This window comes from Streptomyces sp. NPDC048411 (genome assembly GCF_040704695.1).
GTDB lineage: Bacteria > Actinomycetota > Actinomycetes > Streptomycetales > Streptomycetaceae > Streptomyces.
Window position 1 is genome coordinate 1 of sequence record NZ_JBEZKL010000182.1, and the last position, 11,630, is coordinate 11,630.

General features: G+C 70.1%; 8 protein-coding genes. 2 read left to right on the forward strand and 6 right to left on the reverse strand.

The window, feature by feature from the left end; genetic code table 11:
- Window positions 1-258: 258 nt before the first annotated feature.
- The 3 genes from AB0915_RS35615 to AB0915_RS35625 form a co-directional block, all read right to left on the reverse strand.
- Window positions 259-1,704 carry an aldehyde dehydrogenase family protein gene (locus tag AB0915_RS35615; protein WP_037689742.1) on the reverse strand — a complete coding sequence of 482 codons (1,446 nt, stop codon included), beginning with the start codon at window positions 1,702-1,704 and terminating at the stop codon, window positions 259-261.
- A 194-nt stretch (window positions 1,705-1,898) separates the two neighbouring features.
- Window positions 1,899-3,470, reverse strand: a complete 1,572-nt coding sequence (locus AB0915_RS35620; protein WP_366695017.1) for a PucR family transcriptional regulator — start codon at window positions 3,468-3,470, stop codon at window positions 1,899-1,901.
- 176 nt (window positions 3,471-3,646) lie between these two features.
- Complete coding sequence (locus AB0915_RS35625; RefSeq protein ID WP_366695018.1) at window positions 3,647-6,076, reverse strand: ATP/GTP-binding protein; 2,430 nt, start codon at window positions 6,074-6,076, stop codon at window positions 3,647-3,649.
- Window positions 6,077-6,342: 266 nt separating this feature from the next.
- Here AB0915_RS35625 and gabT point away from each other — a divergent pair, with 266 nt between their 5' ends.
- Together gabT and AB0915_RS35635 are read left to right on the forward strand one after the other, a co-directional pair.
- Entirely contained in the window at window positions 6,343-7,683 is a 1,341-nt protein-coding gene (gene gabT / locus AB0915_RS35630) for a 4-aminobutyrate--2-oxoglutarate transaminase (protein WP_366695019.1), read from the forward strand.
- Window positions 7,684-7,806: 123 nt separating this feature from the next.
- On the forward strand, window positions 7,807-8,631 hold the full coding sequence (locus tag AB0915_RS35635) for a phosphatase PAP2 family protein (RefSeq protein WP_366695020.1): 825 nt from the start codon (window positions 7,807-7,809) through the stop codon (window positions 8,629-8,631).
- A 43-nt stretch (window positions 8,632-8,674) separates the two neighbouring features.
- Here AB0915_RS35635 and AB0915_RS35640 read toward each other — a convergent pair whose 3' ends face one another.
- From AB0915_RS35640 to AB0915_RS35650, 3 genes are all read right to left on the reverse strand, one after another.
- Complete coding sequence (locus AB0915_RS35640) at window positions 8,675-10,090, reverse strand: FAD-dependent oxidoreductase (protein WP_366695021.1); 1,416 nt, start codon at window positions 10,088-10,090, stop codon at window positions 8,675-8,677.
- 22 nt (window positions 10,091-10,112) lie between these two features.
- The gene (locus AB0915_RS35645) at window positions 10,113-10,916 is read right to left on the reverse strand and encodes an ABC transporter permease (protein WP_366134438.1); all 804 of its coding nucleotides are present in this window, start codon (window positions 10,914-10,916) and stop codon (window positions 10,113-10,115) included.
- The coding region (locus AB0915_RS35650) for an ABC transporter permease (RefSeq protein ID WP_366695022.1) at window positions 10,916-11,630 on the reverse strand (715 nt) is incomplete at its 5' end. The genes AB0915_RS35650 and AB0915_RS35645, both read right to left, overlap by 1 nt.

The following is an 11,630-nucleotide window of genomic DNA, read 5'->3' on the forward strand; positions in this document are numbered from 1 at the left end:
CGGTGGCCGTCTTACGTTCAGGCTTCTCACTCAACTACGGGATCAAACCCCCGTTTTAGGTGGAAACCTGTACACCACTTCCCTGGACGCAACCGAACCAGCCAAGATCCGACTGTCTTCGCAGGTCAGGGTACGGATACGCGAGAACGGCCGGAGCCCCCGCACAGTGGGCTCCGGCCGTTCGTCTGCCGCCTGCTGTCGTGCTGTCCAGGCGGATTACAGGCGGCTCCTGTGGATCGGTTCGATCCTGCTTACGGACTACAGGGCGAGGCCGGTGAGGACCAGCACGCGCTCGTAGGTGTAGTCGTCCATCGCGTAGCGAACACCCTCACGGCCGACGCCGGACTGCTTGGCTCCGCCGTACGGCATCTGGTCCGCGCGGTAGGACGGGACGTCGCCGATGATCACGCCACCGACCTCAAGGGCCCGGTGCGCACGGAACGCGGTCTGCAGGTCGTGGGTGAACACACCTGCCTGCAGGCCGTACTTCGAGGAGTTGACCGAGGCGAAGGCCTCGGCCTCGCCGTCCACCTTCTGTACGGACAGGACCGGCCCGAAGACCTCCTCGCAGGAGAGCTTGACGCCGTCCGGGAGTTCCGCAAGCACGGTCGGCGCGTAGGTGGCACCGTCCCGCTTGCCTCCGGTGAGCAGCTGGGCGCCTGCCTGCACAGCCTCGTCCACCCAGGACTCGACGCGCTTGGCGGCGTCCTCGCTGACGAGCGGGCCGACGTCGGTGGCAGCGTCGGACGGGTCGCCGGTGACCTGGGCCTCGACGGCCGCGACGATCTTCGGGACGAGCCGGTCGTAGACCGAGGCGTCCGCGATGACGCGCTGCACCGAGATGCAGGACTGGCCGCCCTGGTAGTTGGAGAAGGTCGCGATCCGGCTCGCGGCCCAGTCCAGGTCCTCGTCGGAGGCGTAGTCGCCGAGGACGACCGCCGCACCGTTGCCGCCCAGCTCCAGGGTGCAGTGCTTGCGCGGCACCGACTCCAGGATGGAGTAGCCGACCGGGCCGGAACCCGTGAAGGAGATCACGGGCAGGCGCTCGTCCTGGACGAGGGCGGGCATACGGTCGTTGGGCACCGTGAGCACGGACCACGAACCGGCCGGGAGGTCGGTCTCGGCCAGCAGCTCGCCGAGGATCAGCGACGAGATCGGGGTGGCCGGGGCGGGCTTCAGGATGATCGGGGCGCCGACGGCAATGGCCGGGGCGACCTTGTGGGCGCTCAGGTTCAGCGGGAAGTTGAAGGGCGCGATACCGAGGACCGTGCCGCGCGGGAAGCGCCGGGTCAGCCCGAGACGGCCGGTGCCACCGGCGTCGGTGTCGAGGCGCTGGGCGTCGCCGCCGTTGAAGCGACGGGCCTCCTCGGAGGCGAACCGGAACACGGAGACGGCGCGGCCGACCTCGCCGCGCGCCCACTTGATGGGCTTGCCGTTCTCGGCGGAGATCAGCTGGGCGATCTCCTCGGTGCGCTCCACGAGACGCCGTACGACGTGGTCGAGGGCGGCGGCGCGGACGTGGGCGGGCGTCGCGGCGAACTCCTCGCGCACGGCGTGCGCGGCGGCGACGGCCTCCTCGATCTGCGCGTCGGTCGGCACGCTGACCGTACCGACGAGACGGCCGTCCCAGGGGTTGGTGACGTCGAAGCTGTCCTCGCCGGTGGCCTGGCGGCCGGCGAGCCAGAAGGCGTGGGTGGAAGTCATGGAGGTTCCGGCCCTTCGGAGTCGTGGGGTGTCTTGCCCCCACCGTAGGGCCGGGCCGTCGACCTGGCGTTTGTCCGCCATGGAGCGAAGGGCGGCAGGCATGCGCCGATTTGTCTGATGACCGCGCCCATCGGAATGGTGTGCCGCAACCGTCCGGCACGCGGGGCGTCCTCAGGCGCCGGCCGGACTCCGTTTCACGGCGTCGGCGGGGAGCTGGTGGCCTTCAGTGCCAGCCACAGTTCCATCCGGACATCCGGGTCGTCCAGGGAGCGGCCGAGGATCTCCTCCACACGCCGCATCCGGTAGCGCAGGGTGTGGCGGTGCACGCCCAGGTCGGCAGCGGCCGCGTCCCACTGACCGTGGTGGGAGAGCCAGGCGCGCAACGAGGCGACCAGGTCGCCGCGCCCCTTCGCGTCGTGCTCGTACAGGGCGCGGAGCATGCCGTCCGCGAAGGCCCGTACCGCGTCGTCCGCGAGCAGTGGCAGAACCGAGCCGGCCGCCAGCTCTTCGTGCTCGACGAGGGCCCTGCCCCGGCGGCGGGCGACCGAGAGTGCCTGTTCGGCCTGCTTGTATGCGACGGAGACGGCGATCGGACCCGCCGGCGCGGACAGCCCGACCACGATTTCCCCCTCCTCGGGTGTCTTCTGGTCGCGGGGGGTCCGCTCGTCCTGTGCCCTCGCGTATGCCATGCACGCGGCGACAGCCGCACCACCGTCCGCGGCCAGGACGACGAGCCGCTCGCCCTCGGGAACCGTCAACAGCGTCTCGCCGGCCCGGGAGGCCGCCGCCTCCATCGACTCACCGAGCAGCGCCGGTGTCGACGGCTCGGTCGCCTCCGCGATCAGCAGCCGGAAAGGAGCGTCGAGCAGCCCTCCGTACAGATCCCCGGCGACGGCCCGCGCGTGGTCCGGCTGGCCGGCCAGGAGCATCCGCAGCACCGCCGCGCCGAGCCGCTGCTCAGCGCCCTGGAGGGAGCGCGAGCGGGCGGTGGTGAGTGTCAGCAGGGCGACGGCCGAGTGCACGGCGTACCGCTCGGCGGTGCCGAGAGCCGAACCGGTGCCCACGGCCAGGGCACCGCGGGCCCTGCGGCCGGTCCCCAGGGTCTGGAGCTCGACCCGATCGTCGGTGTCGCCGAGGACCACGCTCGCCGGAGCAGGGCGCTCTCGCAGGCGTTCCACATCAGGGGTGAGCCGGGCGGCACGCCGGGCGGCCCAGTCGGGGGCGGCGGCCACAACGGCGCCGGAGGCGTCGTACAGCGCGGCCCAGCCGTCGACCTGCGCGGCGAGCCGGGTGAGGAGTTCGGCGGGTCCGTCCCCCGCGAGTGCGGCCTTGGTCAGATCCCTCTGGGCCTCGAACCCCGCTGTCACCGCCCGGTACTGGTCGGCGGCGATCTCCGACGACACAGCCTTGGCGATGGCGAGGAACGGGGTGCGGCGCGGCACTTCCAGGATCGGCAGCCCGGCCTCCTCCCCGGCGTCGATCAGCGGCTGGGGTACGTCGTCGTAGTTGACGCCCACGGCGAAGCCCAGCCCGACGACTCCGGCGCCGGCCAGCCGCCGCACGTACCGTCGCATCGCTTCGGGGTTCTCCGCGTCGAGGTTGGTGGCGGTGACGAGAAGGAGTTCTCCGCCCTCCATGTAAGGGACGGGGTCGGCGAGCTCACTGGCATGCGCCCAGCGCACGGGCTGGTCGAGCCGGTCCGCCCCCGCACGCACCGTGAGTTTGAGCGCCGAGTGCTGGACGAGCGAGGCGAGAGTGGGGGGCATGGAGACCGCGGGACCTTCAGGAGTCGAATTTGCCGTCCCGTACGAACGGCTCCCCCCGATTCTGCCAGGGCGGCAGGGTCCGCCGTAACCGCTCCCAGAGATACGGCACCGTTTCCCGTCCGCCGGATCCGCTGCGGAGGACCCGGTCCGCACGTCAAGGGCCGCACGGACACGGTTCAGCCGTCCAGGTTCACCAGCAGGGGCGGTGCGTGGTCCCCTCGTACGGTCGTGAGGGACAGCACCGCGTGTCCGGCCGGAACGCGATGGGCCAGTTCGGAGGCGGACCAGCGTTCGCGTTCGACCTGGCGCACGGTCACCGCGTCCGTGGTCACGGCCTTGCCGGTGACCAGTTTGCGGAAGGCGTGAATGGCCCGGGTCATCGGCTGGTCGGCGAAGACCGTGCGCTGGGTGACATCCCTCGTCTCGACCCATTCCGTGCCCCACGCCTCGGCGAACTTCTTGCCGTCCCAGGTGGTGATCCCGGAGAACGCCATCCGGCAGCCCACGGCGCCGAGCAGCGCCGTATGGAGGTTCTCCGGGACGTCGTCGAGGGTGCGCAGCGTGACCACGGCTCCGGCGTGCGCGGAGCGCAGCCGCTGGATTCCGCGGACGGTGTCGGGGGTCAGGGTGCGGGTCGCGTCGTCGAGGACGAGGCACGCGAAGAGCGAGCGGTCCATGCGGGTGGCGGCGCTCGCTGTGAACTGGGCGAGGACGAGGCGGGCCAGCATCCGCGACGCCTCGGCGTGGCCGCGTTCGGGCAGGTCGATACGGACCCTCAGTGGGTGTTCCAGGGCCCGAAGGGAGAAGGGGCGGGCCTTGCCGGTGGTGTCGAAGAAATCGGCGAACGCGGGCCGGTCGAGGAGCGCGACCCGGTCGGCGAGCGCGGGTCCGGCGTCGCCGGTGGCACCGGACTGGCGGGTGCGCGCGTCCAGTTCGCGGTGCATGTCCTGCCGGCCCGTGGCGTCGAGGGCCTCGCGCAGAGTGGAGAGCGTCTCCGGTACGCCTTCGAGCAGTTCCCGCAGCTCCGGGACGGAGGGGAAGCGGCCGTGGGCGGCGCGGTAGGGACCGAGGAGCTGGGCGAGGGCGGTGGCGGCGCGTCGGCTGTCCACCTCCGGGAGATCACCGACGAGCCCCTCGGCCAGCACAGCAGCGGCTTCGTCGGGGTCGGTGGTGCCTCCGTACAGGTCGAGATCGTGGACGGAGGACGGGTCGCCGAGCTTGACCACGACGTCGAAGCCCTCGTCGGCGCCGAGCTGGGTTCCGGCAGCGCACACCGCGACGACGGCGGCGCGCCCGGCGAGCGCCTGGAGGGCGAGGGATTCGACGACCGGCCGGATCAATGCGCGGCTCTTGCCCGCCCCCGGCGGCCCGACCGCCAACAGGGACGTGCCGAGCAGCCCGGGGTCGAGGGCGATGCCGTTGCCGCGGCGTGCGTAGGGATTGCGTTCGCTGTCGTCGACGGTGCCGAGTCTGACCTGGTCGACCAGCAGATCGTGCCGGGCGGCACGGACCGGGAGATCACGTGCGCCGGAGGGGTGGGTGCAGGCGGCGGCGCCGTTGCGCAGCACGGTGTCGGTGAAGGCGGAGAGCCGGCTGCTGTCGGCGCGTACGGATGTCCAGGCACGTCGGATACGGGCGTAGTCGACGTCGTTCATCCTGCCCGACCGCGCCTCCTGGGAGAGCTTGGCGGCGACCTGGTTCTGTCCGGCGGCGCGCAGGTCGGGCCACTCGGCCGGATCGTCCGCGCCGTCGTCCGTGCGGCCTTCGGTGCCGCGGCCCGTGTCCTGGGCCGTGCCGCCGTGCACGTTGTCGTTCGCGCGCCCGGTCGTCGTGGCGTGGGCCGTCGGCGGGTGCTGCGGTCCGTTGCCGCTGGAGGTCCGGCGCCTCAGTTCCGCCCATCGTCCGAGCTTCGCGAACGGCCACACGATCACCAGGGTGATCAGGGCGTACAGCGTGTACGTGACCGCGGTGGTCACGGTGCGGTCGGTGCCCAGCCACGGTGCGGCGAAGCTGAAGGTGAGCTCCATGCCCGGCACGGTCCCGTTCCATACGAGGATCCAGACCAGCAGGGCGCCGACCGCGGCGCCGCCGGCCCGGGCGACGGGTCCCCGGCCCCCGACCCATCGTTCGAACGCGGCGCGCCAGTTACCCAAACGGCCGAACCCGTAGAAGACGGCTCCGATGACCAGGAGGCGGTACATGTCGAGCGCCCGTACGGCCCCATGGGTCAGCGGCTGATCGCCGAACGGTCCCCACCAGCCGTCGGGGGTGAAGAGCTTCAGCGGGACCCGCCAGTACGGGATGTATCCGTTGCGCCAGAGCGACCAGACGAGGACGGCGGCCAGCAGGGAGATCACGGCTCCGCTGAGCAGGGTGCGGTCGGGCGTGCGCTCCTCTTCCTGGGCGGGCCGGGAGGTGTGACCGAACCGCCAGACGCCCGGTTCCGCGAGGGGCCTGGGGATGCGCAGCCAGTCGCCGAGGGAGGGCCCGGAGGCCGGTGCGTGGCCCGGCATGGGCGGCAGCACGGGCGGTGGTGGGCCGGCCGGGCGCGGCACCGAATGACCGGAGCGGGTGCCGCGTGAGTCGTACGTGCCCTCGGTGTCCATGTGCTGTCCCTCGTCCCCTGACCAGCGCCGACCGGTAACTCCGGGCGCGGGCGCCCGATCCCCTCAATCTAGTGCCCCGTACCACCCCGTCAGACGCTGTTGATCGGGATGTCTCGCACCTGCTGCCGGGCCGAGGGCCATGTCGGTCGCTATGTCCGTGACGGACAACCGCGACCCGCCACTTCTCCCGAACGGAACATGCCGGACCCCCGGCCTCGCCCCTAGCCTGCAGAGAGAAGCGTCCGAAACACCCCCAGGAGCCCCGCATGACCGCAATTCCGCAGGAGCGCCGCGTCGTCACTGCCATTCCCGGCCCGAAGTCGGTGGAGCTGCAGGCCCGCCGTCTCGCGACGGTCGCCGCAGGTGTGGGCTCCACCCTGCCGGTGTTCACCGCCCGTGCCGGTGGCGGGATCATCGAGGACGTGGACGGCAACCGCCTGATCGACTTCGGCTCCGGCATCGCCGTGACCTCGGTCGGCGCCTCCGCCGAGGCCGTCGTACGCCGCGCGTCCGCGCAGCTGGCCGACTTCACCCACACCTGTTTCATGGTCACGCCGTACGAGGGGTACGTCGAGGTCTGTGAGCAGCTCGCCGAGCTGACGCCGGGCGACCACGCCAAGAAGTCCGCGCTGTTCAACTCCGGCGCCGAGGCCGTCGAGAACGCCGTGAAGATCGCCCGTGCCTACACCAAGCGCACCGCCGTCGTCGCCTTCGACCACGGTTACCACGGCCGGACGAACCTCACGATGGCGCTGACCGCCAAGAACATGCCGTACAAGCAGGGCTTCGGTCCGTTCGCGCCCGAGGTCTACCGCGTCCCGGTGGCGTACGGCTACCGCTGGCCGACCGGTGCGGAGAACGCCGGCGCCGAGGCGTCCGCCCAGGCCATCGACCAGATCACCAAGCAGATCGGCGCCGACAACGTCGCCGCGATCATCATCGAGCCGGTGCTCGGCGAGGGCGGCTTCATCGAGCCGGCGAAGGGCTTCCTCCCCGCCATCGCGCAGTTCGCCAAGGACAACGGCATCGTCTTCGTCGCGGACGAGATCCAGTCCGGCTTCTGCCGTACCGGCCAGTGGTTCGCCTGTGAGGACGAGGGCATCGTCCCCGACCTGATCACCACCGCCAAGGGCATCGCGGGCGGTCTGCCGCTCTCGGCAGTGACCGGCCGCGCCGAGATCATGGACGCCGCGCACGCGGGCGGCCTCGGCGGTACGTACGGCGGTAACCCGGTGGCCTGCGCGGGTGCGCTCGGTGCCATCGAGACCATGCGTGAGCTGGACCTGAACGGGAAGGCGAAGCGCATCGAGGAGGTCATGAAGGGCCGCCTCGCCGAGATGCAGGCGAAGCTGCCGAACGGCGATGTCATCGGTGACATCCGCGGCCGCGGCGCGATGATCGCGATCGAGCTGGTGAAGTCCGGCACGAAGGACCCGAACCCGGAGGCCGCCGCCAAGCTCGCGAAGGCCTGCCACGCCGAGGGCGTGCTCGTCCTCACCTGTGGCACGTACGGCAATGTGCTGCGCTTCCTGCCGCCGCTGGTGATCGGCGAGGACCTGCTGAACGAGGGCCTCGACGTCATCGAGCAGGCTTTCGCCCAGATCTGATCCGGTCCCGGAGCCGATCCCGACCGGGTCCACGTGAGGGTCTGTGAAGAAGGTGTGGGGGGCCGATGGCGGGATCCGATTCCGGCTGTCGGCCCCCCACCGGCTGCCGTACGGTTTCTGCAGATGAGAGAAACACCCCGCTCGCAGGGCACTGCGAGTGAGACCGGGTCGGAGCTTCCCCAGCACCGTCCTGGTCGTGCCTTCGCGCACACCACTGGAGCCTCTGGCTCCGGAACTCCTCACCGATCGGATGGCCGCTCGCCCCAAACCCCCCGGGGCGCGCGGCAAACCGGTCCAGGCGGTCGCCCCGGAACCACCCCCCCTGTTCCGGGGCGGTCGGCTTTTCTCCTTTCTCTAGTGTCGTCGCTGCTCACGGTCTTCGCGCTCCTCACCTGGCAGGTCGCGGCCGACGGCCCGCTGCGCGGGCTGGACGAGCGGATCGGCCGGACCGTCGTCGGACACGGTCCCGCCCGGCTCACCGAGTTCCTCGCCGATCTCGGCAACATGCAGGTCGCGCTCCCGGTCCTGGGGTGCGCGATCGTCTACACGCTGCTGCGCGGCGCACGCCGTGCGCCGCTGTCCGCGGCGCTCGCCATGGCGGCGGTACCCGCGCTGATCGTCCCGCTCAAGGACTTGATCGCCCGTCCGGGACCGCTGACCGAGGCGACCGGCTACTACCCGTCGGGCCATGCGGCGACGGCCGCGGTGGCGTACGGGGCCGCGGCGCTGCTGCTCGCACCGCGCACAGGTCCGGCAGGGCGGTCGACGTGGTCATGGACGATGCCCGTCGCCGCTGCCCTGCTGACCCTGGCGACGGGCATCGGTCTGGTGCTGCGCGGCTATCACTGGCCGCTGGATGTGCTCGGCAGCTGGTGCCTGAGCGGGCTGCTCCTCCTGGCGCTCAGCTGGTCGAGCTGTTCCTCACGGCGGCGTCAGCCGACGGAGTAGGCGTCGAAATTCAGTGAACCGGGTCACCCCGCGAGCGGCCCGGTCAGCTGTCGAAGCCGAGCCCCAGGCGGTCCATCGTCCGCAGCCACAGATTGCGGTGCCCGCCATTGCTGTCCGCCCTGGCCAGGGACCTCTTCGTGAGCTCGATCCCGGCCCAGGCGAACGGCTCCGGGGGGAACGGCATCGGCTTGGTGCGCACCATTTCCAGAGCGGTCCGCTCGGTCCTTTCGCCGGACAGCAGGTCGAGCATCACATCGGCGCCGAACCGGGTTGCTCCGACACCGAGCCCGGTGAATCCGGCGGCGTAGGCGACCCGACCCTGATGGGCCGTACCGAAGAAGGCGGAGAAGCGGGAACAGGTGTCGATCGCACCGCCCCACGCGTGGCTGAAACGCACCCCGGCCAACTGCGGGAAGCAGTCGAAGAACTGGCCCGCGAGCTTGAGGAACGTCTCAGGCCGCTGGTCGAGATCGGCGCTCAGCCTGCCACCGTACGGATAGATCGCGTCATAGCCGCCCCACAGGATCCGGTTGTCCGCGGAGAGCCGGAAGTAGTGGAACTGGTTGGCGCTGTCGCCGAGCCCCTGCCGGTTCTTCCAGCCGATGGAGGCGAGCTGATCGGCGGTGAGCGGTTCGGTCATCAACGCGTAGTCGTAGACCGGGACGGTGTACGGACGCACCCGCTTCACCAGTGACGGGAAGATGTTCGTGCCCAGCGCGACCCGCCGGGCGAGGACCTTCCCGTACGGCGTGCGGACCGCCATCCCGGTGGCGGTCCTGACCAGTTCGAGGCCCCGGGTGTGCTCGTACACCCGTACGCCCAGATCGAGGCAGGCCTGCTTCAGCCCCCAGGCGAGCTTGGCGGGGTGCAGCATGGCGACCCCGCGCCGGTCCCAGAGCCCACCCAGGAATGTCGGTGAGTCGACCTCCGCGCGCAGTGCGTCCTGATCGAGGAATTCCACTCCGGTGAAGCCGAGTTGCTCCGCTTCCCGGTGCCATTCCCGGAGTTCTTCGAGCTGGTGGGGTTCCGTGGCGACATCGATCTCGCCAGTGCGCTCGAACTCGCAGTCGATGGAGTAGCGGGCGACAGCCGCCTCGATGGCGTCGAGGTTCTGCTCGCCCATCTCCTCCAGCTTCTTGATCTCGTCGGGCCAGCGTTCCAGGCCGTTGGGGAGGCCATGGGTGAGGGAGGCGGCGCAGAATCCGCCGTTGCGGCCCGAGGCGGCCCAGCCCACCTCGTGCCCCTCGATCAGTACGACGTCCCGTTCCGGGTCGCGTTCCTTGGCGATCAGTGCGGTCCACAGTCCGCTGTATCCGCCGCCGATGACGAGCAGATCGCAGTGTTCGCCGCCGGTGAGCGCGGGAAGCGCCTCGGGCCTGCCGGGGTCGTCCAGCCAGAACGAGACCGGCCGGGCGCCGGAGAGTGATTGTGCAGCAGTACGCATGGCAGCTGGGGCCATGGTTTCCAACTCCTTCAGGATTTCAGGGTCGTGCGCTGTTCTTTCGCCGGTTCGCGATCAACTGGCCGGCGACAACCACCAGTACGGCAATGATGAACATCGCCGTGCCGATGACGTTGATCTGCACGGGTGTGCCGCGCTGTGCCGAACCCCAGACGAACATGGGGAAGGTCACGGTCGAGCCCGCGTTGAAATTGGTGATGATGAAATCGTCGAAGGAGAGCGCGAAGGCGAGCAGAGCTCCCGCGGCGATTCCGGGGGCGGCGATCGGCAGGGTCACCCGCAGGAACGTCTGCACGGGGCCCGCGTACAGATCGCGAGCCGCCTCCTCCAGCCTCGGGTCCATCGACATCACGCGCGCCTTGACCGCCGTCACGACGAAACTCAGGCAGAACATGATGTGCGCGATGAGGATCGTCCAGAAACCGAGCTGCGCGCCCATGTTGAGGAAGAGCGTGAGCAGCGAGGCGGCCATGACGACCTCGGGCATCGCCATCGGCAGGAAGATCAGCGAGTTGATCGCGCCACGCGCCCGGAAGCGATAGCGGACCAGCGCGAAGGAGATCATCGTGCCGAGCGCGGTCGCGCCGATGGTCGCCCAAGTGGCGATCTGGAGAGAGAGCGAGAGCGAGCCGCACATGTCGGCGACGCCGCAGGGATCCTTCCAGGCATCCAGTGAGAAGCGCTGCCAGGCGTAGTTGAAGCGCCCGTTCGGCTTGTTGAAGGAGAACACCATGACGACGATGTTCGGCAGGATCATGTACGCGAGGGTCAGCAGACCCGCGATGACGATCAGATGGCGGCGGAGCCAGCGCAGTACGGACATCAGACCAGGTCCTCCGTCCCGGAGCGGCGGATGTAGACGGTGACCATCAGCAGGACCACCGCCATGAGGATGAAGGAGAGCGCGGCCGCCATCGGGTAGTCGAGGACGCGCAGGAACTGGGTCTGGATGACGCTGCCGACCATCTTGGTGTCGGTGGAGCCCAGCAGTTCCGCGTTGACGTAGTCACCGCTGGCCGGGATGAAGGTCAGCAGCGTGCCGGAGACGACGCCCGGCATGGAGAGCGGGAACGTCACCTTGCGGAAGGTGGTGGCGGGGGTGGCGTACAGGTCGCCGGCCGCCTCGTGCAGCCTGCCGTCGATCCGCTCCAGCGAGGTGTAGAGCGGCAGGATCATGAACGGCAGGAAGTTGTACGTCAGACCGCAGACCACCGCCATCGGCGTGGCCAGCACCCGGTTGTTCTCGGTCCAGCCGAGCCAGCTGGTGACGTCCAGGACGTGCAGGGTGTTCAGCACGTCGACGACCGCACCGCCGTCCGCGAGGATCGTCTTCCAGGCGAGCGTACGGATCAGGAAGCTGGTGAAGAACGGCGCGATGACCAGCACCAGCACCACGTTGCGCCAGCGGCCCGCCTTGAACGCGATGAGATACGCGAGCGGGTAGCCGAGCAGCAGGCACAGGATTGTCGCGGTGCCCGCGTACAGCAGGGACCGGATGAACTGCGGGTAGTACTCGGACAGCGCGTCCCAGTAGGTC